This is a genomic window from Herbaspirillum huttiense (assembly GCF_047300815.1).
Taxonomy (GTDB): domain Bacteria; phylum Pseudomonadota; class Gammaproteobacteria; order Burkholderiales; family Burkholderiaceae_D; genus Herbaspirillum; species Herbaspirillum huttiense_A.
On sequence record NZ_CP178608.1, the window covers coordinates 3752130 to 3777191 of the forward strand.

Annotated in this window: 19 protein-coding genes; 14 read left to right on the plus strand and 5 right to left on the minus strand. The window is 63.5% G+C overall.

Going from position 1 to position 25062, the window contains the following annotated elements; all coding sequences use genetic code 11:
• Positions 1–70: 70 nt before the first annotated feature.
• The 7 genes from ACLRDN_RS17205 (at position 71) to ACLRDN_RS17235 (ending at position 9757) form a co-directional block, all read left to right on the plus strand.
• Positions 71–1372, plus strand: a complete 1302-nt coding sequence (locus ACLRDN_RS17205) for an NCS2 family permease (protein WP_413457276.1) — start codon at positions 71–73, stop codon at positions 1370–1372.
• Positions 1373–1698: 326 nt separating this feature from the next.
• On the plus strand, positions 1699–3183 hold the full coding sequence (xdhA, locus tag ACLRDN_RS17210; protein ID WP_413457277.1) for a xanthine dehydrogenase small subunit: 1485 nt from the start codon (positions 1699–1701) through the stop codon (positions 3181–3183).
• A gap of 31 nt (positions 3184–3214) precedes the next feature.
• Positions 3215–5584 (plus strand): xanthine dehydrogenase molybdopterin binding subunit, encoded by a 2370-nt coding sequence (xdhB, locus tag ACLRDN_RS17215; protein WP_413457278.1) that lies wholly within the window; start codon positions 3215–3217, stop codon positions 5582–5584.
• A 19-nt stretch (positions 5585–5603) separates the two neighbouring features.
• On the plus strand, positions 5604–6671 hold the full coding sequence (xdhC, locus tag ACLRDN_RS17220; RefSeq protein WP_413457279.1) for a xanthine dehydrogenase accessory protein XdhC: 1068 nt from the start codon (positions 5604–5606) through the stop codon (positions 6669–6671).
• Between the two features lie 188 nt (positions 6672–6859).
• A complete protein-coding gene (gene guaD / locus ACLRDN_RS17225) occupies positions 6860–8158 on the plus strand; it encodes a guanine deaminase (RefSeq protein WP_413457280.1) in 1299 nt (432 codons plus the stop codon).
• Positions 8159–8378: 220 nt separating this feature from the next.
• Positions 8379–8774: a hypothetical protein gene (locus ACLRDN_RS17230; protein WP_413457281.1), complete on the plus strand. Its 396-nt coding sequence runs from the start codon at positions 8379–8381 to the stop codon at positions 8772–8774.
• Positions 8774–9757, plus strand: coding sequence for a type II TA system antitoxin MqsA family protein (locus tag ACLRDN_RS17235; RefSeq protein WP_413457282.1), 984 nt, complete (start codon positions 8774–8776; stop codon positions 9755–9757). Before ACLRDN_RS17230 ends, ACLRDN_RS17235 begins: the two co-directional genes overlap by 1 nt.
• A 7-nt stretch (positions 9758–9764) precedes the next feature.
• Here the strand turns inward: ACLRDN_RS17235 and ACLRDN_RS17240 are convergent, their stop codons facing one another.
• Entirely contained in the window at positions 9765–10367 is a 603-nt protein-coding gene (locus tag ACLRDN_RS17240) for a TetR/AcrR family transcriptional regulator C-terminal domain-containing protein (protein ID WP_413457283.1), read from the minus strand.
• Positions 10368–10609: 242 nt separating this feature from the next.
• Here ACLRDN_RS17240 and ACLRDN_RS17245 point away from each other — a divergent pair, with 242 nt between their 5' ends.
• The 5 genes from ACLRDN_RS17245 (at position 10610) to ACLRDN_RS17265 (ending at position 19072) form a co-directional block, all read left to right on the plus strand.
• Positions 10610–12169 carry an efflux transporter outer membrane subunit gene (locus ACLRDN_RS17245; RefSeq protein ID WP_413457284.1) on the plus strand — a complete coding sequence of 520 codons (1560 nt, stop codon included), beginning with the start codon at positions 10610–10612 and terminating at the stop codon, positions 12167–12169.
• Between the two features lie 5 nt (positions 12170–12174).
• Positions 12175–13407, plus strand: coding sequence for an HlyD family efflux transporter periplasmic adaptor subunit (locus ACLRDN_RS17250; RefSeq protein ID WP_413457285.1), 1233 nt, complete (start codon positions 12175–12177; stop codon positions 13405–13407).
• Positions 13408–13434: 27 nt separating this feature from the next.
• Positions 13435–15018, plus strand: a complete 1584-nt coding sequence (locus tag ACLRDN_RS17255) for a DHA2 family efflux MFS transporter permease subunit (RefSeq protein WP_413457286.1) — start codon at positions 13435–13437, stop codon at positions 15016–15018.
• A 378-nt stretch (positions 15019–15396) separates the two neighbouring features.
• Positions 15397–18078 carry a DNA mismatch repair protein MutS gene (gene mutS, locus ACLRDN_RS17260; protein ID WP_413457287.1) on the plus strand — a complete coding sequence of 894 codons (2682 nt, stop codon included), beginning with the start codon at positions 15397–15399 and terminating at the stop codon, positions 18076–18078.
• Between the two features lie 52 nt (positions 18079–18130).
• Positions 18131–19072: a hypothetical protein gene (locus ACLRDN_RS17265; RefSeq protein ID WP_413457288.1), complete on the plus strand. Its 942-nt coding sequence runs from the start codon at positions 18131–18133 to the stop codon at positions 19070–19072.
• A 170-nt stretch (positions 19073–19242) separates the two neighbouring features.
• Here ACLRDN_RS17265 and ACLRDN_RS17270 read toward each other — a convergent pair whose 3' ends face one another.
• Positions 19243–19785, minus strand: coding sequence for an FKBP-type peptidyl-prolyl cis-trans isomerase (locus ACLRDN_RS17270; protein WP_413457289.1), 543 nt, complete (start codon positions 19783–19785; stop codon positions 19243–19245).
• A gap of 225 nt (positions 19786–20010) precedes the next feature.
• On the opposite strand from ACLRDN_RS17270, the gene ACLRDN_RS17275 reads away from it, so the two are divergent.
• Together ACLRDN_RS17275 and ACLRDN_RS17280 are read left to right on the plus strand one after the other, a co-directional pair.
• On the plus strand, positions 20011–21138 hold the full coding sequence (locus ACLRDN_RS17275; protein WP_413457290.1) for a JmjC domain-containing protein: 1128 nt from the start codon (positions 20011–20013) through the stop codon (positions 21136–21138).
• Positions 21139–21459: 321 nt separating this feature from the next.
• Positions 21460–21732 carry a hypothetical protein gene (locus ACLRDN_RS17280; RefSeq protein WP_075259113.1) on the plus strand — a complete coding sequence of 91 codons (273 nt, stop codon included), beginning with the start codon at positions 21460–21462 and terminating at the stop codon, positions 21730–21732.
• Between the two features lie 399 nt (positions 21733–22131).
• On the opposite strand, the gene ACLRDN_RS17285 is transcribed toward ACLRDN_RS17280, so the two are convergent.
• From ACLRDN_RS17285 to dapA, 3 genes are all read right to left on the minus strand, one after another.
• Complete coding sequence (locus ACLRDN_RS17285) at positions 22132–22917, minus strand: MBL fold metallo-hydrolase (protein WP_413457291.1); 786 nt, start codon at positions 22915–22917, stop codon at positions 22132–22134.
• A gap of 18 nt (positions 22918–22935) precedes the next feature.
• Positions 22936–24117: an outer membrane protein assembly factor BamC gene (gene bamC, locus ACLRDN_RS17290; RefSeq protein WP_413457292.1), complete on the minus strand. Its 1182-nt coding sequence runs from the start codon at positions 24115–24117 to the stop codon at positions 22936–22938.
• A gap of 61 nt (positions 24118–24178) precedes the next feature.
• A complete protein-coding gene (gene dapA / locus ACLRDN_RS17295) occupies positions 24179–25057 on the minus strand; it encodes a 4-hydroxy-tetrahydrodipicolinate synthase (RefSeq protein WP_039784688.1) in 879 nt (292 codons plus the stop codon).
• Positions 25058–25062: the final 5 nt, after the last annotated feature.

Genomic DNA, 25062 nt, shown 5'->3' on the forward strand with positions numbered 1-25062 from the left:
CGCATGCACAGCGCCAATGCCAGGCAAGTTTTCCGGCGCATAAAAACGGACCAAACGGAGACAACCCACAATGAACGCCTTGAACAAGTTCTTCCGCCTGGAAGAGAACGGCACCACCGTCCGCACGGAGTTGCTGGCCGGCCTGACCACCTTTTTGACGATGGCTTACATCATCTTCGTGAACCCCAGCATTTTGGGGGATGCCGGCATGCCCAAGGACTCGGTCTTTGTGGCCACCTGTGTGGCGGCAGCTGTCGGCACGCTGATCATGGGCTTGTATGCCAACTATCCGATTGGCCTGGCCCCTGGCATGGGCTTGAATGCCTACTTTGCCTATGCCGTGGTCAAGGGCATGGGTTTCCCGTGGCAGGCTGCGCTGGGCGCGGTGCTGATTTCGGGCTGCCTGTTCTTGCTGGTGAGTGTGCTGCGGGTACGTGAGCTGATCATCAAGAGCATCCCGCAGTCCTTGCGCACGGCCATCCCGGCAGGCATCGGGCTGTTCCTGGCGATCATTTCCCTGAAGAGCGCCGGCATCGTCGCCGCCAATCCGGCCACCTTCGTCACCCTTGGCGACCTGCACCAGCCTGCCCCGGTGATGGCCATCATCGGCTTCCTGGTGATCGTGGCGCTGGACCGATTGAAGGTGCGTGGCGCACTGCTGATTGGCATCGTGCTGGTGACGGTGCTGTCCTTCGTCTTCGGCGGCAACCATTTCTCCGGCATCTTCGCCGCCCCACCCTCGATCGCCCCGACCTTCCTGCAGCTGGACATCAAGGGGGCCATTTCCATGGGCCTGTTGAACGTGGTGCTGGTGTTCTTCCTGGTCGAGCTGTTTGACGCTACCGGCACCCTGATGGGCGTGGCCACCCGTGCCGGCCTGATGAAGGATGGAAAGATGGAGCGCCTGAACAAGGCCCTCATGGCTGACAGCACCGCCATTGTCGCCGGCTCCCTGCTGGGCACCTCCTCCACCACCGCCTACATCGAAAGCGCTGCCGGCGTGCAAGCCGGGGGCCGCACCGGCCTGACTGCGGTCGCCATCGCCGTGCTGTTCCTGCTGTGCCTGTTCATCGCCCCGCTGGCCGGTGTGGTCCCCGCCTACGCCACGGCACCGGCGCTGTTCTTCGTGGCCTGCCTGATGCTGCGCGAACTGGTGCATATCGACTGGGAAGACACCACCGAATGCTTACCGGCCGTGATCACCGCATTGGTGATGCCCTTCACCTACTCTATTGCCAATGGCCTGGCGCTGGGCTTCATCAGCTATGCCGGGTTGAAGCTGCTGACGGGTCGTATGAAGGATGTATCAGTGGTAATCTGGATCATCGCCGCGATCTTCCTGTTCAAGATCATCTACCTCGGCGGTGAATGAGCGGCCACGCCGCCTCATGAAGCAAAAGGAAAAATCGAAGAGGCAGCCCGGTGACAAACCGGCCGCCTCTTCGGGATCGTGACAAGAGGGAACCCGACAATCGTTCGCAACAATCATCCGCGGACAATCGGTTTCCTCTTTTGACGACCCCGGCACGTTTCTTGAATGCCATCTGGCCACGGGAGACACCACAGGCCGGCCACCGCCCCAAGCGGAGGTGCCGCCTGAAAGCAGATCCAACAACAAGAAGCACGCCCCACGATACGCCCTGGAGCGCGCCATAAAGCAGTCTGTTTTGTAGACAATCCATTTCGAGTAAAAGCCAAATGCCAGAGACCACCCGCCCCATCCAGTTCTACTTTCGCGGCCAGACCCACGAAGTAGCAGGCCAACCCACGACCCGCACCGTTCTGCAGCATCTGCGCGAGGACCTGCATTGCACCGGCACCAAGGAAGGCTGTGCCGAAGGCGATTGCGGGGCCTGTACCGTGGTCGTGGGTGAACTGCGCGATGACCAGCTGGAACTGAAGACGGTCAATGCCTGCATCCAATTCCTGCCCACGCTGGACGGCCGCGCCTTGTTCACCGTGGAAGACCTGAAGCAGTCCGACGGCTGCCTGCATCCGGTGCAGCAGGCCATGGTGGAATGCCATGGCTCGCAATGCGGCTTCTGCACGCCGGGCTTCGTGATGTCGCTGTGGGGCCTGTACCTGAAGCATGACAAGGACGGCATCACGCCCGACAAGCGCGAGATTGACGATGCCCTCTCCGGCAACCTGTGCCGCTGCACCGGCTATCGTCCCATCATCGATGCGGCACGCCGCATGGGTGAATTGCCCAAGGTCGAGTTCGACCGCGAGGCCGTCAAGTCCGCCCTGCGCGCCATCGACCAGGACACGCCGCTGGCCGTCACGCATGCCGGCCAGACCTTCCACGCACCGCGCACGCTGGCACAACTGGTGCAACTGCGCGCCGACCTGCCCAAGGCCCGCATCCTGGCCGGCTCCACCGATGTAGGCCTGTGGGTGACCAAGCAGATGCGCGAGCTGGGCGATATCGTCTACATCGGCCGCGTGGAAGAACTGCGCGCCATGCAGGTGCAGGACGGCATGCTGGAGATCGGCGCTGGCGTCTCGCTGGAAGAGGCCTATGCTGAAGCCGCGCGCCACTATCCGGAAGAGCTCTCGGAACTCTGGCAGCGTTTCGCCTCCCTGCCCGTGCGCAATGCCGGCACGCTGGGCGGCAACGTCGCCAACGGTTCTCCCATCGGCGACTCCATGCCCTGGCTGATCGCACTGGGCGCGCAGATCGTGCTGGCCAGCGTGCGTGGCCAGCGCGTGATGCCGCTGGAAGACTTCTACCTGGCCTACCAGAAGTCGGCCCTGCAAGCTGATGAAGTGGTGCAGGCCGTGCGCATCCCGCTGCCGCGCAAGGACGTGCGCTTCCGGGTTTACAAACTCTCCAAGCGCTTCGACCAGGACATCTCTGCGGTCTGCGCCGCCTTCGCGCTGCGCATGGACGGCGACACCATCGCCGAGGCGCGCATCGCCTTCGGCGGCATGGCCGCCACCCCCAAGCGCGCGGCCCACGCCGAAGCGCTGCTGCAGGGCGGCGCCTGGAGCGAAACGCAAGTGCAGGCGGCCATGGCCGCACTGGCACAGGATTACGCACCGCTGTCGGACATGCGGGCCAGCGCCGCCTATCGCTTGCGCACGGCGCAGAACCTGCTCTATCGCTATTGGCTGGAAACGCGCACCGATGCGCCCCTGGCGCGCGAGGATGTGCGCGCCTTCGCGGTCAGCGCCGCGTGAAGCCCTTGGACCGAACCTGCAGGAGAACCGCATGAACAAGCAAACCGAACAATTCCTCAACACCCTGGTGCAGCCGCCCAAGGACTGGGCCACCGTGGGCAAGCCGCATCCGCATGAATCGGCGATCCTGCACGTGACCGGCGAAGCCACCTATACCGACGACATCACCGAACTGCACGGCACCCTGCATGCGGCGCTGGGCCTGTCGCAGAAGGCCCATGCACGGGTGCGCGCGATCGACCTGGAGAAGGTCAAGGCCGCGCCGGGTGTGCGTGCCGTCTTCACCGCTGCCGATATTCCGGGCGAGAACGAATGCGGTGCCATCATCCATGACGACCCGGTACTGGCCGATGGCCTGGTGCAATACGTGGGCCAGCCGGTCTTCATCGTGGTGGCCGACAGCCATGACCAGGCCCGCCGCGCGGCCCGCCTGGCCGTGATCGACTATGAAGAACTGCCACCCATCCTGACCCCGCGTGATGCCCATGCGGCGCAATCCTACGTGCTGCCGCCGATGCATCTGTCGCGCGGCGAACCGGCGGTGGCGCTGGCGCTGGCACCGCACAAGCTGCGCGGGCAGTTCGATGTGGGCGGGCAGGAACAGTTCTATCTGGAAGGACAGATCTCCTATGCCATCCCCAAGGAGGGACGCGGCATGCACGTGTATTGCTCGACCCAGCACCCCAGCGAGATGCAGCACCACATTGCCACCGTCCTGAAACTGGCTTCTCATGATGTGCTGGTGGAATGCCGGCGCATGGGCGGCGGCTTCGGCGGCAAGGAATCGCAATCGGCACTGTGGGCTTGCGCAGCGGCGGTGGCGGCGGCCAAGCTGCGGCGCCCGGTGAAACTGCGCGCCGACCGTGACGACGACATGATGGTCACCGGCAAGCGCCACTGCTTTGCCTATGACTACGAGATCGGGTATGACGATGACGGGCGCATCGTCGCGGCCAAGATCGACATGATCTCGCGCGCCGGTTTCTCGGCTGACCTGTCGGGGCCGGTGGCCACGCGCGCGGTCTGCCACTTCGACAATGCCTACTATCTCTCGGACGTGGAAATCCACGCCATGTGCGGCAAGACCAACACGCAATCCAATACCGCCTTCCGCGGCTTCGGCGGACCGCAGGGTGCGCTGGCCATCGAATACATCCTCGACGACATCGCCCGCAACCTCGGACGCGATCCGCTGGAGGTCCGCCGCAACAATTTCTACGGGCCCAGCGACGCCGAGGGACCGGAGGCGCGCAACGTGACCCACTATGGCCAGAAGGTGGAAGACAACGTCATCCATGGCCTGGTCGATCAGCTCGAACGCAGCAGCCGCTACCAGGAACGCCGTCGCGCGGTGGCCGAGTTCAATGCGGGCAGCACGGTATTGAAGAAGGGCCTGGCGCTCACGCCGGTGAAGTTCGGCATTTCCTTCAACGTGCCGCACCTGAACCAGGCCGGCTCGCTGGTGCACGTCTATACCGATGGCTCGGTGCTGGTCAATCACGGTGGTACCGAGATGGGCCAAGGCTTGAACACCAAGGTCGCGCAGGTAGTGGCCAACGCCCTGGGCGTGCCGCTGGAGAAGGTGCGCTGCACCGCCACCGATACCAGCAAGATCGCCAACACCTCGGCCACCGCCGCCTCCACCGGCAGCGACCTCAACGGCAAGGCGGCGCAGGATGCCGCCCTGCAGATCCGCGCACGGCTGGCCGATGTGGCGGCTCGTCATTTTGGCGTGGAGGCCGCAACGGTGCGCTTTGCCGATGGCCTGGTGCTGGCGGGAGAGCAATCCCTGCCCTTCGTCGAGCTGGTGATGAAGGCTTACCTGCAACGGGTGCAATTGTGGTCCGACGGTTTCTATTCCACACCGAAGGTGCATTGGGATGCCAAGCGCATGCACGGCCATCCCTTCTTCTATTTCGCCTATGCGGCGGCGGTGTCGGAAGTGGTCATCGACACCCTCACCGGCGAATGGAAACTGCTGCAGGCCGACCTGCTGTATGACGCCGGCGAGAGCCTGAACCCGGCGCTGGATATCGGCCAGGTCGAGGGCGGTTTCATCCAGGGCATGGGCTGGCTGACCACCGAGGAACTGTGGTGGAACAAGGACGGCAAGCTGATGACCCATGCCCCTTCCACCTACAAGATCCCGGCCATCTCGGATTGTCCGGAAGCCTTCCGCACGGAGCTGTATGCCAACAGCAATGTGTCCGACACCATCCACCGCTCCAAGGCGGTGGGTGAGCCGCCGCTGCTGCTGCCGTTCTCGGTGTTCCTGGCGATCCGCGATGCGGTCTCGTCGGTGGGCGCGCATCGCGTCAATCCGCCGCTGCGCGCACCGGCCACCAGCGAGGCCATCCTCGACGCGGTCGATGCCGTGCGCGCGGCCACGCTCACCCAGTAATACGCGGCGGAGAAACATCATGAGCACATGGCTGAGCGCATTACGCCGCATGCAAAAGGAAAGCATCCCGGCAGTGCTGGTGACGGTGGCCCAGATCCAGGGATCGACCCCGCGCGAGCCGGGCGCGCGCATGCTCTATACCGCCGAGGGCCAGTTCGACACCATCGGCGGTGGCCACCTCGAATGGCGTGCGGCGCAGATCGCGCGGGCCATGCTGGCGGCGGATTCCGACGCGCTGGCCGATCAGCGACGGCTGGAACGCATCGCGCTCGGGCCGAGCCTGGGGCAGTGTTGCGGCGGTGTGGTGTTTCTCTGCTTCGAGCGTATCGATGCCGGGGCCACCTCCTTGCACACCTGGCAGGCGCTGGAGCAGGCGTGGTGCAGCGGCACTGACCGCTGGCGCGCCTTGCCGCTGGATCACGACGCGCCCCTGCAACTGCTGGAGAACGATGCATCCGGCCTCGGCCTGCCGCCGGAGGTCATCCGTCACGCGCGCCAGACACAGCTGGTGCGCGACGGCCAAGGACGCCGCTGGCTGCTCGACCTGTGCCGGGCGCATCAGCCGCAGGTGGTGCTGTTCGGTGCCGGGCATGTGGGGGCGGCCATCGTCAAGGTCTTGTCGACCCTGCCTTGCCGGGTGCTGTGGGTGGATGAGCGCGAGGACATGTTCCCGCCCGGCCTGCCGCCGCAGATCCGCATCGAGGCCACCGACGTGCCCAATGCCGCGGTCGACATGGCCGAACCCGGCGCGTATTATCTCGTGATGACCCACAGCCACGCCCTCGACCAGCAACTGAGCGAACGCATCCTCAAGCGTGAAGATGCGGCGTGGTTCGGGCTGATCGGGTCCATCACCAAGCGCAAGCAGTTCGAGCATCGCCTGTCTGAACGCGGTTTCTCGGCGGCGCAGCTGGAACGTATCACCTGCCCCATCGGCATCCCCGGCATCTATGGCAAGGAGCCTGCCAGCATCGCCATTGCGGTGGTGGCGCAACTGATGCAACTGTGGGAACTGCGCTTTACCCAACCCAAACCCAAGGCATGGCCACTGAGTCTGGCCACACACGCTCTGGACGGCAGAGGCTGAAGGAACACCCTGCCGTCACCCCTTCCGGGAATCCTGTCGACACGTTTTGGCTGATCGCACCGGATTGCCCTTCGATTCCACTCTCGCAACACGGAAAGCATCGTCACGACGCTGCCTTCCAGTATGATGACCACTGAATCGACGGCCCGCGCCCGTGCGCGCGGCGCCGCCTGCATCGAGGAAACACCATGAGCCCATCCCTGCAAGCCTACCGCGCCAGCCTGCTGTATTTCACCAACGATCCCGCCTTCGACGAACACGCCACGCAATGGCACAGCGATGGCCTGCTGCTGGTACAAGACGGCAAGATCCAGGCCGCCGGCGACTACGCCACGCTGGCCGCCACCCTGCCGCCCGGCACCGCCATCGATGACCTGCGCGGCAAGATCCTCTGCCCCGGTTTCATCGACACCCACATCCACTATCCGCAGACCGACATCATCGGTTCGCCCGCGCCGGGCTTGTTGCCCTGGCTGGACAACTACACCTTCCCGGCCGAGCGCCGCTTCCAGCAGCCGGAACACGCCTGCGAGGTGGCCGATTTCTTCCTGGCCGAACTCCTGCGCAACGGCACCACCAGTGCGGCCGTGTATTGCACGGTGCATCCGCAGTCGGTGGATGCCTTCTTTGCGGCCAGCCATGCACGCAACCTGCGCATGGTGGCCGGCAAGTGCCTGATGGATCGCAATGCGCCGGATTTCCTGCGTGATACGGCGGAGTCGGGCCTGCGCGAAAGTGAAGAGCTGATCGGGCGCTGGCACAACAAAGGTCGCCAGCATTACGCCATCACCGTGCGCTTTGCACCGACCTCCTCCCATGAACAGATGAAGCTGGCCGGCGAGCTGGCAGCGCAGTATCCGGACACGTATATACAAACCCACGTGGCCGAAAATACGGATGAAGTGAAATGGGTGAAGGAGCTCTATCCCGATGCCCGCAGCTACCTGGACGTGTATGACGGCTACGGCCTGATGCGCCAGCGTGCGCTGTATGCGCACTGCATCTGGCTGGACGACCAGGATCGCGCCCGCATGGCGGCCACGCAATCGGCCGCCACCTTGTGCCCGACGTCCAACCTGTTCCTGGGCAGCGGCCTGTTCGATTTTGCCCGTGCCGATGCGGCGCGCGTGCCGCTGTCGCTGGCCACTGACGTGGGCGGCGGCACCAGTTTCTCGATGCTGCAAACCATGAACGAGCTCTACAAGGTTGCGCGCATGGGCGGCACCTACCTGCCGGCGCAGCGCATGTTCTATCTGGCTACGCTGGGCGGTGCCCGCGCGCTCCAGCTGGAAGGGACCATCGGCAGCTTCACGCCGGGCTGTGATGCGGACTTCATCGTGCTCGATCCGCAGGCCACACCCTTGCTGGCGCGCCGCAGTGCTACCACCGACAGCCTGGAGGAACAATTGTTCGCACTGGCCATTTTGGGTGACGACCGTGCCATCGCTGCGACCTACTCGGCGGGGGTGCGGGTGCATCAGCGCTGAATTCATTCATATCGGTCCCGATTCGGGGGAAGCCGGGCTTGCCGTTGAGGCAAGCCCGGCTTTTTTTACGGCGTCATTTTGTTGCGGTTTATCCCATCTTTTCGAAACCGCTGCGCGACGGCCTGAGGGAACATCACACCTCAACGTATCCCACAGGCAACATCAATTGATTATTTATCTTTGATTACTGATCAATTGATCTAAACTTAGAGCTCCCGCCATGTCAGCGACCCGATTGCAGGTGCAGCACTTCCTCACCCGCTTGGGTGCCTTGCCCTCCCGGGACATCATCTTGTCGCGTCAGCGCAAGACCCTGGAATTCATGGCGCAAATCGATTTCGAGATGGTGGATGTAGTGCGCGAGCTCAAGCAGCTGCGCATCGAGGACTACAGCTACGGCCCCGGCCAGAACGACTGGGGCACAGGCTGGGTCTGGCACTTCGGCAAGACGGTAGCGCAGCACATGGGCCGGGAGGAGCGGGTCCATCGCGTGTACATCAAGCTCTGTCTGGCAGTGTCACGCGAGGGACGCCGGACCACGTGCATGTCATTTCATCCGCCTGAACGAGCGATGCAGTTCCCCTTCAAGAAGCCCCCTGTGCAATGGAGTGTGTGATGGACCTGAAGCCCTTTGAAATTTGTCCCAACTGTGCTGGCGACGGAACCGTGCATCTTGTCAGCACGACGGAAGCCCGTATCGTGAACAAGGAAACGTTTGACGTACCGGTGGATTATTTTGCCTGCGACCGCTGTGGCGAGAGCTTCCAGACGCTGGACATGGAAGACAGCCTGGTCAAGGCGCGCGCGCTGTATCGCGCGCGGCATGCAATGGTCGAGCCGGACAGGCTGATCGCCTGGCGCAAGTCGCTGGGGCTGTCACAGGTCGAGCTGGCTGCGGTACTGGGCTGGGGCGTGGCCACCGTGAGCCGCTACGAAAACGGCAAGCTGCAGTCCGACGCGCATGACAAGTCCATGCGCATGGCAATGGGCTCGGTGGACACCCTCATTGAACTGGTCCGCAGTGCGCGGGATCTTGCTGCGCAAGTGCGTACCCGGCTGCTGGCCGAACTGGAAAAGCAGGCGGGCGCCGCTGCACTGGAGAAGGCCTTCGTGAGCACCGCGCGTACCGCGCCTACCGAGCGCCTTAGCCTGGACAAGCTCGAACAAGTCGTGCTCTTGCTCAGCGAAGGCGAGGGTGTCTTCGTGACCAAGCTCAACAAGCTGCTCTTCTACAGCGATTTCAAGCACTACCAGCAGCGAGGAAAAAGCCTCTCCGGGCTGGCTTACGAACGCCTGCCCTACGGACCGGTGCCGTCGGCTTTCCGCCTGCTGTTTTCCTTGCTGGAGCAGCGTGGACTCATCGAACAGGCGGAGGTCCAGGTCGGCCCGATGGAAGGAACCCAGGTGCGGGCCTTGCGCAGTGCCGACCGCAATTACTTCGACGAGGAGGAACTGGGCCTGCTGCTGGCCATCAAGAAGCGCTTTGCCAAGATGAGCGCCAATGACATTTCCGAAGCTTCGCACCGGGAACAGGCTTGGACTCAGACGCCCATGGGCGCCCTGATCGAATACCGACACGCCGCCGCACTGAGCTTCTAAAATCCCCTCAGCGCGGCTGATACAGATAAAGAAAAGCCTCCACCGCCCGCTCCGCCGAAGCCTGCAGCTGATCCGCCGGGATCTCGGTGACCACGTTGAGCATGCGCACTTCCATCCATTCCGCTTCGATCAGTGCGCGAAACTGCATGGCCGCAATCCAGGAATCAGCGGCGCGCAGCTTGCCCTCCTCCATTTTGACCTTCAGGAAATCGGCGATGCGCGTCCAGCCGCGCTTGGGCCCGCGCTCATAGAGCAACGGCCCCAGCTCCGACTTGCCGGCGTAATACATCGCCAGCCGCTTGACCGCCACGATTTCGGGCCGGAACACCACCCCCAGATAATGATTCGCCAGTCGCAATAAACCTGCGCGTACTTCGTCTTCATTACGCAAGGCCATGAACAATTCTTCAAACTGGCAACCCACCTGCTTGATCATCACCTCCACGAAGATCTCTTCCTTGGAGCTGAAATAGTTGTACAGCGTGGCCTTGGACCCCCCGATACGGGCCGAGATTTCCGCCATGGAGGCGCCTTCGAAACCGATTTCGTTGAATACCTCGGCAGCGATGTCGATCATCTGCTGCCGCCGTTCCTCACTCTTCTTGCGCATGATTGTCCTGTGATGCCGGCCAGAAAACCAGCCAATCCCGAATTATAGGCGACGATGCCGCCGAAAGCCGCCGGATTGCCCTCAAATCGCGGCCAAAAAACCCTGTTGCGGCAATGCCGCAAAAAGACGAGCAATTTATCGCAAAGCGCCTTGACACTTCATAAAACCGAATACTATACTGAACTGTACAGTTTTTAAACATCAAAATTCAGATTCAGTCGTTCACTCCACTCTCCACGCAAATGAACAAGAACTCATCTCTCCCCGACCAGCGCGCGCCCGATCCGGCGCTGCGGTCCGAGCGGCCTACCCTGCCGTGGCGGCGGGCGGCGGCGGTCTCGGCGGCCGTGCTGACGGCGGCGCTCATGGCCGGCTGTGCCTCCTTCACCGATCTCGGTGCGCGCGCCGAACCCAAGTCCATCGACCACTACCAGAGCAGCCAAACCCTGGCCGCCACAGCCGTGCAAGCCGCCTGGCCGAGCGACCAGTGGTGGACGGTCTACGGTGACGCCCAACTCAACGGCCTCATCGCCGAAGCCCTGCAAAGCGCGCCCTCCATGGCCGTGGCCAAGGCCCGCCTGATGAAGGCCGAGGGCACGGCCCAGCAGCAAGGCGCGGCGCTCTATCCGCAGGTGAGCGGCAATGCCTCGCTGGATCGCATGAAGCAGTCCTACAACAACGGCGTGCCACCGGACTTCGTGCCCAAGGGCTACAACAACGAAACCCGCGCTACGCTGGACTTCAGCTACGAAATCGACTTCTGGGGCAAGAACCGCGCTGCGCTGGCGGCGGCCACCTCCGAACTGGAAGCCAGCCGGGCCGATGCCGCCCAGGCGCGCATCACCCTGGCCACCTCGATTGCCTCGGCCTACGCCGACCTGGCCCAGCTCTACGCCCAGCGCGATACCAATGAAGCCGCGCTCAAGGTGCGTGAAGAAACGCTGGACCTGTTCAACCAGCGCTTCACCAATGGCCTGGAGACACGCGGCTCGGTCAAGCAGATGGAAGCGCGCCGCGCCATCGCCCAGGCCGACCTCAAAGCCACCGACGAATCCATCGCCCTGCAACGCAACAAGCTGGCCGCACTGGCCGGGGCCGGTCCGGATCGCGGCCTGCAGCTGGCGCGTCCGCAGATCGACCTGTCCAAACCCTTCGGCCTGCCCGCGCAACTGCCGGTGGAACTGCTGGGCCGCCGTCCCGACATCGTGGCCGCGCGCCTGCGCGCCGAAGCGGCCGGCAAGCAGATCAAGGTGGCGCGTGCTGCCTTCTACCCGAATGTGAACCTGTCGGCTTACTTCGGCTTCCAGTCGCTGGGCATCGACATGCTCACCCGCAGCGGCTCCGACATCGGCAGCTTCGGCCCGGCGATCTCGCTACCCATCTTCAATGGCGGCCGCCTGCGCGGCCAGTTCCGCTCGGCCAGCGCCAGCTATGACGAAGCCGTGGCCAACTACGACCAGGCCGTCACCCAGGCCCTGCAGGACGTGGCCGACGTCGGCGTGAGCGAGAAAGCCCTGGCCGGCCGCCTGCATGACGTGCAAGCCGCAGCGGACGCCGCCGAAGAGGCCTATCGCATCGTCAGCAACCGCTACAACGGCGGCCTCAACACTTACCTCGACGTGCTCAATGCGCAGGACACGCTCATCAGCAACCTGCGCCAGCTCTCCGACCTGCGCTCGCGCCTGTTCACCCTGGATGTCGCGCTGGTGCGCGCCCTGGGCGGCGGCTACCGCGCCGCCGACGACAGCAAGAGCCAAGACAGCGCCACCGCGCCCCACACCGAACAGCAAGCGAAAGGTTGAACATCATGTCCCACAGCGATCCCCAAGCGGCCCACACCCTGGCCGAAGAAACCCGTCAGCGCAATGAAGCAGCCACCAAGGCGGCCGCAGCACAAAAGCGCAGGAAGCTCTTTTCGATCTTCGGCGGCGTGGTCGCCATCGCCGCCATCGGCTATGGCACCTACTGGTACCTGATCGGCTCGCGCTACGTCGAGACCGACAATGCCTACACCGCCACCGAAGTGGCCACCGTCACCCCGGCCATCAATGGCATCGTGGCTGCCGTCGACGTGGTCGATACCCAGGCCGTCAAGAAGGGCGACGTGCTGGTGCGCATCGACGACGCCGATGCCAAGCTGGCCGTGGACCAGGCCGCTGCCGACCTGGACCGCACCGAACGCAAGGTCAAGGGCTACTTCGCCAACGATGCCGGCCTGGCCGCCCAGGTGCTGGCCCGTGAAGCCGAGCAGAAGCGCGCCAGTGCCCAGTTGCTGTCGGCGCAGGCCGATATGAAGCGCGCGGAGATCGACCTGCAGCGCCGCGAGGCCCTGGCCAAGTCGGGTTCGGTGTCGGGTGAAGAATTGAGCAATGCGCGCACTGCCCTGCTGACCGCCCAGGCCAACCTGAAGGCGGCCGAAGCTGCCGAAGTGCAATCCCGCGCCAACATCAAGGCCACCCAGGGAGCAGAAAAGGCCAGCACCGTGCTGACCGCCAACACCACGGTGGCCGACAATCCTGAAGTGGTCCTGGCCCGCGCCAAGCTGGCGCAAGCTAAGCTGGACCTGGAGCGCACCGTGCTGCGCGCCCCGGTGGATGGCGTCATCGCCCGCCGCCAGGTGCAGGTCGGCCAGCGCGTGCAGAGCGGTGCCAGCCTGCTGTCGGTGGTGCCGCTGCAGCAGATGCACGTGGATGCCAACTTCAAGGAAGGACAACTGACCAAGGTGCGCATCGGCCAGCCGGTGACCATGAAGGCGGACATTTATGGCGGCTCGGTGGAATACCACGGCGTGGTCACCGGCCTCTCCGGCGGGACCGGTTCGGCCTTTGCGGTGATCCCGGCCCAGAACGCCACCGGCAACTGGATCAAGGTGGTGCAGCGCCTGCCGGTGCGCATCTCGCTGGATCCCAAGGAACTGGCGCAGCGTCCGCTGTCGGTGGGCCTGTCGATGGTGGTGGAGATCGATACGCGCGGCCAGATGCAGGCCGGTGACGTCCAGCCCAAGTCGGCCAGCACCGAGACCCGGGCTGCCGCGCTGTAATCCGGCGAGCACAAGGAAAGACCCATCATGTCATCCACAACAAGCGCAGCGGCGGGCGACCTGCCCGCCCCCAAGCCTGCCGCCCAGCCCGGTCCCTTCGAGGCTCCGCTGACCGGCGGCCAGCTGGTGGGCGCCGGCATCCTGCTGGCCGCCGCCAACTTCATCGCGGTGCTCGACACCACCATTGCCAACGTCTCGGTCTCGACCATCGCCGGGGCGCTGGGCGCCTCGACCAGCCAGGGCACCTACGTCATCACCTCCTATGCGGTGGCCGAAGCCATCACCGTGCCCCTGACCGGCTGGTTGGCCAATCGCTTCGGCACGGTGCGCGTGTTCATCCTCTCGATGGTCATGTTCGGGCTGTTCTCGGCCCTGTGCGGGCTGGCCAATTCGCTGGGCATGCTGATCGCCTTCCGCGTCATGCAGGGCCTGGCCGGGGGGCCGCTGATGCCGCTGTCGCAAACCCTGCTGCTGCGCATCTTCCCCAAGGAAAAAGCGCCGGCCGCCGTGGGCCTGTGGGCCATGACCACGCTGGTGGCACCGATTGCCGGCCCGATCCTGGGCGGGGTGCTGTGCGACCAGTACAGCTGGCCCTACATCTTCTGGATCAACGTGCCGGTGGCGCTGATCTGCGGCTATCTCGGCTGGCGCATGCTCAAGCGCTTCGAGACCAGGACCAGCAAGCTGCCCATCGACCGCGTCGGGCTGATCCTGATGGTGGTGTGGGTAGCCGCCCTGCAGCTGATGCTCGATGAAGGCAAGGAAAAGGACTGGTTCGCCTCCACCGAGATCGTGCTGCTGGCCGTGACCGCCGTGGTGTTCTTCATCGCCTTCCTGATCTGGGAGCTGACCGAGCACAATCCCATCGTCGACCTGCGGGTGTTCCGCCATCGCGGCTTCACCGCCAGCGTGACCACCATCTGCCTGGCCTTCGGTGCCTTCTTCGGCTCGGTGGTGTTGACACCCCTCTGGCTGCAGGGCTACATGGGCTACACCGCCACCTGGTCGGGCTGCATCTCGGCGCTGACCGGCATCCTGGCCGTGTTGACCGCCCCCATGGTGGCCAAGATGTCCACCACCATCGATGCGCGCAAGCTGGTCTGCATCGGCGTGACCTGGCTGGGCTTCATCACTTTCCTGCGGGCCTTCAACACCACCGACATGTCGTTCTTCCAGATCGGCTGGCCGCTGTTCCTGCAGGGGATCGGACTGCCGCTGTTCTTCGTGCCGCTGACCGGCCTGGCGCTCTCCAGCGTGAACGAGGAAGAGACCGCGTCCGCTGCCGGCCTGATGAGTTTCTGCCGCACCATGGCCGGGGCGATTGCGACCTCCATCGTCAATACCAGCTGGGAAAACGACGCCACCTTCTTCCACGCCGAACTGTCCGGCCTGGTCGATCGCGGCGGCGATGCGGTCAATGCCCTGATGGCCTCGGGCATGAGCGCCGAACAGGCCACCGGCTCGCTGGCGCAGACGGTGCAGAACCAGGCCGTGATGCTGGCCACCAACCACATCTTCATGATGGCAGCGGTGTCCTTCTCACTGGCGGCGCTGGCGGTATGGCTGGCACCGAAACCGACCCGGGTGGCCGACACAAGCTCGGCGCACTGAACCTGACTCCCCTCCCCCCACAGTCCGTCCCCCCCTGCGGACTGGGCAGGCGGCCACTTCGGTGGCCGCCTGTTTTTTGGGCCCACGGTTTGATGGAACAGTCAAAAGAATCGAAGTTTCTGGACATTGGCCCGCTTCTTTACCCCGGTTCAGCCCCATGCCGGGCGCCGCCCTTGGCTGCACTCCCCCAATGCGCGTACAATCGCGGCTCAAGCATGCGGGCCACGGTCCGCATTTTTGATTTATGGCGGCCCGCCCGGCGCGGCCGCCAGGCTGACTTCCCGCTGCCCGCCGTGGCCTGATGACACCGTGGCCCGCCCGCGCGGCCCTGCATTCCCGAACTTGCAAGAAGCGATCCTCGCATCGCCATCCAGACTCATGACCAAAGACCTCGCCGCCCACACGCCGATGATGCAGCAGTACCTGCGCATCAAGGCCGACCATCCCAACACGCTGGTGTTCTACCGGATGGGCGATTTCTATGAACTCTTCTTCGAGGATGCCGAGAAAGCCTCGCGCCTGATGGGCGTCACGCTGACCCAGCGCGGCTCCTCCAACGGCAACCCGATCAAGATGGCAGGTGTCCCCTTTCATTCGGTGGAGCAATACCTGGCACGCCTGATCAAGCTCGGCGAATCGGTGGCGATCTGCGAACAGATCGGCGACCCGGCCACCAGCAAGGGACCAGTCGAGCGCAAGGTGGTACGGGTGGTCACGCCCGGCACCCTGACCGATTCTGACCTCTTGCCCGAAAAGGCCGAGCGCTGCCTCTTGGCCATGCAGCTGCTGCCCTCCAAGTCGCGCAAGCAGATGCAGGTCGGCCTGGCCTGGCTGTCCATGGCCAGCGGCGCGCTGAAGATGATGGAATTCACGGTCGAGAGCACCCTGCTCGATGGCCGCGTGAAGCAGGAACTGGAACGCATCTCGGCCGCCGAGGTGCTGGTGGCCGATGGCCAGCTGGCGCAGTGCGAGCCGCTCCTGCCCAACCGCGCCGTGACGGTGCCGGACTGGCATTTCGATCAGCCCAGCAGCGAGAAGGCCCTGCTCGATCAACTGGGCGTGGCCACCCTGCACGGCTTCGGTGCCGATGGTCTGGGCCCGGCCATCTGTGCCGCCGGTGCCCTGCTGCGCTATGCGCAATCGACCCAGGGACGCGGCCTGCAGCACGTACGCACGCTCACCGTCGAATCCGAAAATGAATTCATCGGCCTGGATGCCGCCACCCGGCGCAACCTGGAACTGACCGAAACCATCCGCGCGCAGGACGCCAATGCACTGGCCCCAACGCTCTTCTCCACGCTGGACCACTGCCGTACCGCAATGGGCTCGCGCCTGCTGCGCCACTGGCTGCATCACGCCCTGCGCGACCAGCAAGTGGCGCGCGAACGGCATGCCGCCATCAATGCACTCATGCGCACGGATGCCTGCTCGGGCCTGTCGGCCACGCTGGCGGCCGTGCCCGACATCGAACGCATCACCACCCGCATCGCCCTGCTCTCGGCCCGTCCGCGCGACCTGGCAGGCTTGCGCAGCGGCCTGCAGCAGCTGGGTTCATTGCGTGCTTACGTGGAAATGTGCGCCCGCGACGCCGAAGCGCCGCTGCTGGGCAAGTTGCACGAAGACCTGGCCACGCCCGTGGAATGCCTGGACCTGCTGGAACGCGCCATCATGCTGGAGCCCGCCGCCATGGTGCGCGACGGCGGCGTGATCGCGCGCGGCTATGACGCCGAACTGGACGAACTGCGCGGCCTGTCGGAAAACGCCGGCCAGTATTTGCTGGAACTGGAAGCGCGCGAGCGTGAACGCACCGGCATCGCCAACCTGCGGGTGGAATACAACAAGGTGCATGGCTTCTACATCGAGGTCACCCACGGCCAGACCGACAAGGTGCCGGAAGACTATCGCCGCCGCCAGACCCTCAAGAATGCCGAACGCTACATCATCCCCGAGCTGAAGGCCTTCGAGGACAAGGCGCTCTCGGCGCAGGAGCGTTCACTGTCGCGCGAAAAATTCCTCTACGAACAGCTCCTCAATGACATGGGCGCGCATATCGTGCGCCTGCAATCCATCGCCCACGCCCTGGCCCAGCTCGACACCCTGGTGGCCCTGGCCGACCACGCCGTGCGCAACAACTGGTGCGCACCGCAACTGGTCGATGAGCCCTGCATCCAGATCGAGCAGGGCCGCCATCCGGTGGTGGAAAACCAGATCGAACGCTTCATCGCCAATGACTGCCAGCTCGCCGCCGAGCGCAAGCTGCTGCTCATCACCGGTCCCAACATGGGCGGTAAATCGACCTTCATGCGCCAGGTGGCGCTCATCACGCTGCTGGCCTACGTGGGCAGCTTCGTGCCCGCCACCAGCGCAGTGATCGGGCCGATCGACCGCATCTTCACCCGCATCGGCGCGGCCGATGACCTGGCCGGGGGGCGCTCGACCTTCATGGTGGAGATGACCGAATCAGCCTCCATCCTCAACAACGCCACCGAACATTCGCTGGTGCTGATGGATGAGGTCGGACGCGGCACCTCGACCTTCGACGGCCTGGCCCTGGCCTGGGCGATTGCCAAGCACCTCATCGACGTGACCCGCAGCTTCACCCTCTTTGCGACCCATTACTTCGAACTGACGCAGTTGCCCGAGATCCACCCGACGGCCGCCAACGTGCATCTGTCGGCCGTGGAGCACAAGGACAGCATCGTCTTCCTGCATGCCGTGCAGAGCGGCCCGGCCTCGCAGAGCTACGGACTGCAGGTGGCGCAGCTGGCGGGGGTGCCGGCCCCGGTGATCCGCGCGGCGCGCAAGCATCTGTCGGCGCTGGAAAGCCAGTCCATGCAGCCGACGCCGCAGTTCGACCTGTTCAGTTCCCCTTCCTTCATGGAAACGCAAGCGGAAACGGAAGAACCGGACCATGAACGCAATCCCGCCAGCGCGGTCGAACCCGATCCGCTGGCCCAGGCGCTGCTGCAATCGCTGGACGGCATCGACCCCGATGCCCTGACGCCGCGCCAGGCGCTCGATGCGCTCTACCAGTTGAAGGCCCTGAGCCGGGGACAATAACAACACCACGGGGACGCCGGTGACGCCGCCCTTTGAATCGCAGAAAGACTGCATGCCGATCCGCCCGATCCGACGCATCCTGCTGTGCACCTGCTTCACCGCTGCCATCCTGATGGCGGGCGGTGCGGCACGGGCCGCCGGGCAGGATTTCGCGTTCGGCGTGATCAACCATGCCGCACCCGGCGTCAAGGGCGACCAAGCGCTGCGCCAGGCCATTGCCGAGACTGATGCCGACAACCTGGCCTTCGTGGTGGTCAATGGCATCAAATCCCCCTCTGAGGGCTGCGATGACGCGCTCTATGCAGAGCGCCACGAGATGCTCTCGCAGGCACAGAACGGCATCTTCGTGTCGCTGGCCGGCAGCGACTGGATCACCTGCCGCGACCGAGAGAACCGCTCGGACGCCATCGAACGCCTGGCCCGCATGCGCGAGATCTTCTATGCCAGTGAATTCTCGCTGGGCGCGAGCCGCCTGCCGATGCTGCGCCAGTCGCTCACGCCCAAGTTCCGCAGCTATGCCGAGAACACTCGCTGGGAAATCGGTAACGTCCTCTTTGCCACCGTGAACCTGCCGGCGGCCAACAATCACTTCCTGCTCGATGGCGGACGCAACAACGAGTTCGAGGACCGCCTCATCGCCAACCGCAACTGGCTGCAGCACCTGTTCGCCTTTGCTGCCTTGAAGAAGAGCGCGGCCATCGTCTTCTTCAGTGATGGCAATCCCTTCGGCCCGCCGCCCAAGCGTTCCTTCTTCCGCGCCCAGCGCGATGGCTTTGCCGAGACGCGCAAGCTGTTCTCCGAGCTCGCAGGCAAATTCCAGGGACGGGTGCTGGTAGTGCACGCCCAGGGCGGCAAGAACAAGGCGCCCGCGCAGATCCTGTGGAGCGGCAACCTGGGCAGTGTGGGCGTCGGCGAGCGCTGGCTCAAGGTGGTGGTGGATGACCATCTGCCACAGCTGTTTGCAGTCGCCGACGCCGATGGGGAAAGGCGCTAGGCGCCGGGGTCTTGCTGGAAAACGAAGTATTCCGGTCCATATGAACAAAAACGCCCGCAGAATACCTCTGCGGGCGTTTTTTATTGCGCGCCGGAAGAAAATGCCCCATTGACGGGTCTTTCTCCGGCGCTACGGTCAGCAGTCAGCGACTAGTGACCAGCGATCAGCGATCAGTTCAGCGGCTGGCTGCGGAAGTGGTCGCCGGCGTCGCCTTCATCTTCATCATCGTGGTGATGATGGTGGCCATGGGCACCGTGCACGTGGCCGTGGGCCACTTCTTCTTCGGAGGCGGCGCGCACTTCGGTGACGGCCAGTTCAAAGCGCAGGGCGATGCCGGCCAGCGGGTGGTTGCCGTCGAGCACGGCCTTGCCGTCCGCAACTTCGGTGACGGTGAAGATGACCGACTCTTCGCTGTCGTCGTCGGGCGAACCTTCGAACTGCATGCCCACTTCCAGCGGTTGCGGCAGGCGCTCGACCGGCTCGATCTTGACCAGCTCGGAATCGTATTCGCCGAAAGCATCTTCCGGCTCGACCTGGAGGGTGGTGCTGTAGCCGACTTCCTTGCCGTCCAGCGCTTCTTCGATCTTGGGCAGGGTGTTGTGATAGCCGCCGTGCAGGTAGACCATCGGCTCGCTGCTTTGCTCGATCAGGTTGTTCTGGGCATCCGACAGCTTGTAGTTGACGGAAACGACGGTATTCTTCGCGATCTTCATCGTAAGGGTCCTTTGTATCGATAGTGGTGCGGGAGCGGCAGGTGCTGCGGAAGCGTCGCGCGGGACACCTGCCACCCGGGTTGGGGCCTAAGAACCATCCCCTTGCCATTCCCGCGAGGCAAGGACGCTTTCAAAAACGGTATCTCGACTCCGCGATTATACCTGCATCAAACTTGGCCGCCGCCAATGGCGTACGGCTGCGCTGGCACCTCTATAATGGCGACCATGAAAAAACTCGATCTGCTCGGCGGCATCACGCCCGCCCAATTCCTGCGTGACTACTGGCACAAGAAGCCGCTCCTGATCCGCAACGCCATCCCCGGTTTCACCGCGCCGCTGCCGCGCCAGGAACTGTTCGACCTGGCCCGCCGCGATGAGGTCGAATCGCGCCTCATCACCCATCGCACCGATGGCTGGGACATGCAGCACGGCCCCTTCAACAAGCTGCCGCCCCTGAAGCAAAAGGCCTGGACCCTGCTGGTGCAGGGCGTGAACCTGCACCATCCGGCCGCCGACGCCCTGCTGCGCCAGTTCCGCTTCGTGCCCGATGCCCGCCTGGACGACCTGATGATCAGCTACGCCACCGATGGCGGCGGCGTCGGTCCGCACTTCGATTCCTATGATGTCTTCCTGCTGCAGGCGCACGGCCAGCGCCGCTGGCGCATCAGCGCGCAAGAGGACCTGACGCTGGAAGAAGGCGTACCGCTGAAGATCCTCAGCAACTTCCAGGCCGAACAGGAATTCGTGCTGGAGCCGGGCGACATGCTCTACCTGCCGCCGCAATACGCGCATGACGGCGTGGCCATCGGCGAATGCATGACCTATTCGGTTGGCTTCCGCTCGCCGGCCTACCAGGAACTGGGCGAATCCTTCCTGGAATTCATGATGGATACCATCGACCTGCCCGGCCGCTATGAAGATCCTGACCTGAAAGCCACCGCCAAGCCGGCCGAATTGCCGGTCGACATGGTGGCGCGCATCCGCGACGAACTCAACAAGATTCGCTTCACCGACGACGACATCACCATCTTCCTGGGCGAGCATCTGTCGGAGCCCAAACCCAGCGTTTTCTTCGAGGCCCGGGCCGAAGAATTATCTTTTGCTCGCTTTTTCCAGGGCGCCAAAAAACGGGGCCTGGCGCTGCATCGCAAGACGCGCATGCTGTACCGTGGCTCTCACGTCTTCATCAATGGTGAATCCTTCCAGGTCAATCGCGGCGACAAAGCGATCCTGGCACGACTGGCCGACTCGCGTGTGCTGGAGAAATCCGACCTCGACCTGGCCTCCGAAGACCTGCTGGAAGCCTTGCATCAATGGCATGAAAGTGGCTGGCTCGATATCGTTCGAGACTAATGAAATTTATTGCAGACACTTCTCGAAATCACTTTAGAAAATCCCGGAGAGCGGCTTGCGTCAAGACTTTGCGGGCGGCTCAAGGGCGATGTAAGTTCTTACAAATTCTTACGAATTCCCATAGTGGCGATGTGATTCCGGAAAAAAATAGCTATAATGATGGGCTGGAAAGTTTTCGTTGTCAGGCGTTGTTTCGGCAGTAAAAAGAAGCAAGAACCGAAGCCCGACCGTGAGGTCTTACCCGCGGCGAAAGCCTCCCAGTAGAGCGATAATTACCGGTAATTATTCATCGCACAATTTTTAAATATTGAAGGAATATTCATGAAAAAGACTCTGTTGATCGCTTCGTTGTTGGCTGTTGCCCTGGCTGCTTGCGGCAAGAAGGAAGAAGCTCCGGCACCTGCAGCTGCTCCTGCTGCTGAAGCTCCGGCCGCTGCTGCTCCGGCTGCTGATGCCAAGCCGGCTGACGCCGCTCCTGCTGCTGACGCTGCCAAGCCGGCTGACGCCGCTGCTCCGGCTGCTGACGCAAAGCCTGCTGACGCTGCCGCTCCGGCTGCTGACGCAAAGCCGGCTGAAGCCGCTCCGGCCAAGTAATCTTCGGATTATTTTCGAAAAAACCGGTCGCAAGGCCGGTTTTTTTTCGCCCCTGCTTTCCGCTACGTTGACTTTTCCTTCATCTCCGCCTCTCTTCTCTCTCGCGCGCTCGACACCAGGACCATGCACTTCCTTGATCTGGCGCAAACGCATCAGATCGCCTTGGAAACACTTCGCAGCAACCTGCCCCTATGCACCTACTGACAATGTCCTGACGGGCAGCCAAAGCCCTTGTTTCTTATCGAAGATACAAGATCGACGGACGCGCCTATTCAGCGCTGCCGGTGTGCGCAAAAAAGAATCTTCAACCTGAATAAAAAGAGAAACAAATTGTTTCTGCGGCGGTGCGATTACGCACGAATCAGCCTGACAAATCGCTGACCCACTCGCATTTTTCAGTCACACCTCCAGCCAGGAAAAACCTTCTTCCTGGCAGGCGATGCCGATGTCGCAAAAGCTCGTGCCGAGCACACTTTCAATGGCCGCGCGGGCCAGTTCGGGGGTGTTGTTCTGCTGGCTCAGGTGGGCCCCAATGACGCGTTTGAGCCGACTTTTGTCGAGCAGTCGCAGGATCTCTGCGCTGGCATCATTGGCCAGGTGGCCGTAGTCGCCGCCGATGCGGCGCTTGAGAAAGGCCGGATAAGGCGAGCGATCCAGCATTTCGCGGTCGTGATTGCATTCCAGCAGCAACGCATCGCAGGCATCGAGGGCTTGCACCAGGTGCGCGGTCGGCTGGCCGGCATCGGTCAACACGCCCAGGCGGCGGTCGCCATCGCTGGCCACGTACTGGACCGGCTCGCGGGCATCGTGCGGAACGGTATAGGGAGAAAGTTCGAGGTCGCCAATGGCGAGCTTCTGGCCATCGGCGCAGAAGCGCACGTCGACATCATTGGCCTGCTCGGCCACCGCCTGCCAGGTGCCGTAACTGAGCCAGACCGGAATGCGGTAGCGCCGCGCGAACTTGAAGACGCCGCTGACGTGATCCGAATGTTCATGCGTGACCACGATGGCCGAGACGTCCGAAGGATCCAGGCCCAGGCGCAGCATGCGCTTTTCGGCTTCGCGCAAAGTAAAGCCGCAGTCCAGCATGACCGTGGTCCCTGAAGAGGGACGCTGGTCGCCGGCTGCGGCCGAGATCAGCAGCGCATTGCCTTCGCTGCCGCTACCGAGGCTCGCGAACTTCATCTGAGCCCCGGGTCCTGCTTACTTCAGCTGGTCGTTGAGCAGACCGAGGATCTTGTCGGAGATACCCGAGGTATCCGGACCACCCTCGCCGTTCTGCACGACGATGTTGCTGCTGTCGGCGCTGGCACCCTTGACCACGATGCGGTACTTGGCGGCCTTCTTGTCCTTGTCCTTGGAGCTGAAGATGCGCGAGAAGAAACCGTCATCCTTCTTGTCCTTGGCATCCTGGTTCTGGTCCACGTAGCGCACGTAGTAGATGCCCTGGCTGCGGTCGCGGTCTTCCACGGTGAAGCCCACGCGATCCAATGCCAGGCCGACGCGGCGCCATGCGCGTTCGAAACCTTCATCCACTTGCACGCTGCTGCCGGTGGCTGTCTTCTGCAGGCGCGAGCGGGCCTGCAGCGAGGGGGCATTGGCCACGGCGGCCTTGGCCTTGGTTTCTTCAGCACCCAGGCGCACCATCAGGCGCGACAGGAATTCGGCTTCCAGGCCCGGATCGGAGGGACGCGCGGTCCACACCGAGGTTTCCTTGGCCGAACCGGTCAGCACTTCTTCAGCGCCACGGTGGCTGACGAAGATTTCAGTGGTGCCGTTGGGGCCGCGTTCCAGGCGGGTGCGGAACTTGTCGCGCTCACCGGTGGAATACAGCGAATCAAAAACCTTGCCCAGGGTATTGCGGATGAAATCCTGCGGGATCTTGGCGCGGTTCTCGGCCCAGTCGGTTTCCATCACGCCGGTGTCGGGCGATTCGATGTTGATCAGGAAACCGCTGTCCTGCCAAAAGTCCTTGATCTGCGGCCACAGCTGTTCCGGGGTCTGCTTGACCACCAGCCAGCGCTGCGAGCCATCGCGCTCGATACGGATTTCGTCGCCCTTGGAGGTCGGTGCAACCGAGGTGACATCGGTGGTCGGCTTGTTCTGCTGTTCCAGCTGGTAGCCGGAGGCGGTGGCCACGCCCTTGTTGGCTTCGGGGATGGCATAGCGGTTGTCGCGCTGCAGCTGGGTCAGGTCGGGCGGCACTTCCAGGCGCGGGCCACGGGCCTTTTCGGCGCTCTTGTAATCGATACGGTCGCCTTCGAGCATGTTGCCGATGGACGAGCATCCTGCCAGTCCGGCCAGCGCCAGTGCGACGACGATGCTGCGTTGGGTAAGTGTGTACGCGGAGCGGGAGACCGGACGAACGTTATTGCTATTAGTCATATCGTTACTAGTGAAAGCGGAATCGGATTTCAGGAGACCTGCGCCAAAGCGGCCAAGCCGATCAGTTTAAGACGCCGGACTCGCGCAGGGCAGCGCGCACGGTGTCGTGGAAGGATTCGCCCAGCGGCGCCAGCGGCAGACGCATGCCCGACGGGATCAGGCCCATCTCCTGCATGGCCCACTTGACCGGCACCGGGTTGGGTTCGACGAAGAGCTTGTTGTGCAGCGGCAGCAGCTTGTTGTTCAGTTCGACGGCACGGGCGATATTGCCGCTCATGGCGGCCACGCACAGCTCGTGCATGTCGCGCGGGGCGACGTTGGCCGTCACCGAGATGTTGCCGGCGCCGCCGTAGAGCATCAGCGCAATGGCGGTGGCGTCGTCACCGGAGTAGACCGCGAAGTCCTTGGGAGCCAGGCGGATCAGGTCGGTGCCGCGGCCGATGTTGCCGGTGGCATCTTTCACGCCCACGATGCCCTTGACCTGCGCCAGGCGCAGGATGGTCTCGTTGCTCATGTCGGCTACCGTACGGCCGGGCACGTTGTACAGGATCACCGGCAGATCCACCGCTTCGGCGATGGTCTTGAAGTGCAGGTACATGCCTTCCTGGGTCGGACGGTTGTAGTAGGGCACCACCTGCAGCGAGGCGTCGGCGCCGACCTTCTTGGCGAAGGCGGTCAGCTCGATGGCTTCGGCGGTGGAATTGCCGCCGGTACCGGCGATGATGGGGATGCGTTTGGCCGTGTGCTCGACCGCGACCTTGATCAGTTCGCAGTGTTCTTCCATCGAGACGGTGGGCGATTCGCCGGTGGTACCGACGATGACGATGCTGTCGGTTCCCTCGGCGATATGCCAGTCGATCAGCTTGCGCAGGCCGTCGTAGTCGAGGCTGCCGTCCGGATGCATGGGAGTGACGATTGCAACAATGCTACCCTTGATCATGGTGT

Bases quoted from the DNA above. Each gene is read 5' to 3' on its own strand.
- ACLRDN_RS17235 (WP_413457282.1), top strand. From the start codon at position 8,774: ATGGACCTGAAGCCCTTTGAAATTTGTCCCAACTGTGCTGGCGACGGA.
- ACLRDN_RS17205 (WP_413457276.1), top strand. From the start codon at position 71: ATGAACGCCTTGAACAAGTTCTTCCGCCTGGAAGAGAACGGCACCACC.
- dapA (WP_039784688.1), bottom strand. From the start codon at position 25,057: ATGATCAAGGGTAGCATTGTTGCAATCGTCACTCCCATGCATCCGGAC.
- ACLRDN_RS17275 (WP_413457290.1), top strand. From the start codon at position 20,011: ATGAAAAAACTCGATCTGCTCGGCGGCATCACGCCCGCCCAATTCCTG.
- ACLRDN_RS17230 (WP_413457281.1), top strand. From the start codon at position 8,379: ATGTCAGCGACCCGATTGCAGGTGCAGCACTTCCTCACCCGCTTGGGT.
- ACLRDN_RS17285 (WP_413457291.1), bottom strand. From the start codon at position 22,917: ATGAAGTTCGCGAGCCTCGGTAGCGGCAGCGAAGGCAATGCGCTGCTG.
- xdhC (WP_413457279.1), top strand. From the start codon at position 5,604: ATGAGCACATGGCTGAGCGCATTACGCCGCATGCAAAAGGAAAGCATC.
- ACLRDN_RS17250 (WP_413457285.1), top strand. From the start codon at position 12,175: ATGTCCCACAGCGATCCCCAAGCGGCCCACACCCTGGCCGAAGAAACC.
- bamC (WP_413457292.1), bottom strand. From the start codon at position 24,117: ATGACTAATAGCAATAACGTTCGTCCGGTCTCCCGCTCCGCGTACACA.
- guaD (WP_413457280.1), top strand. From the start codon at position 6,860: ATGAGCCCATCCCTGCAAGCCTACCGCGCCAGCCTGCTGTATTTCACC.
- ACLRDN_RS17255 (WP_413457286.1), top strand. From the start codon at position 13,435: ATGTCATCCACAACAAGCGCAGCGGCGGGCGACCTGCCCGCCCCCAAG.
- ACLRDN_RS17280 (WP_075259113.1), top strand. From the start codon at position 21,460: ATGAAAAAGACTCTGTTGATCGCTTCGTTGTTGGCTGTTGCCCTGGCT.
- xdhA (WP_413457277.1), top strand. From the start codon at position 1,699: ATGCCAGAGACCACCCGCCCCATCCAGTTCTACTTTCGCGGCCAGACC.
- ACLRDN_RS17240 (WP_413457283.1), bottom strand. From the start codon at position 10,367: ATGCGCAAGAAGAGTGAGGAACGGCGGCAGCAGATGATCGACATCGCT.
- ACLRDN_RS17245 (WP_413457284.1), top strand. From the start codon at position 10,610: ATGAACAAGAACTCATCTCTCCCCGACCAGCGCGCGCCCGATCCGGCG.
- ACLRDN_RS17265 (WP_413457288.1), top strand. From the start codon at position 18,131: ATGCCGATCCGCCCGATCCGACGCATCCTGCTGTGCACCTGCTTCACC.
- ACLRDN_RS17270 (WP_413457289.1), bottom strand. From the start codon at position 19,785: ATGAAGATCGCGAAGAATACCGTCGTTTCCGTCAACTACAAGCTGTCG.
- mutS (WP_413457287.1), top strand. From the start codon at position 15,397: ATGACCAAAGACCTCGCCGCCCACACGCCGATGATGCAGCAGTACCTG.
- xdhB (WP_413457278.1), top strand. From the start codon at position 3,215: ATGAACAAGCAAACCGAACAATTCCTCAACACCCTGGTGCAGCCGCCC.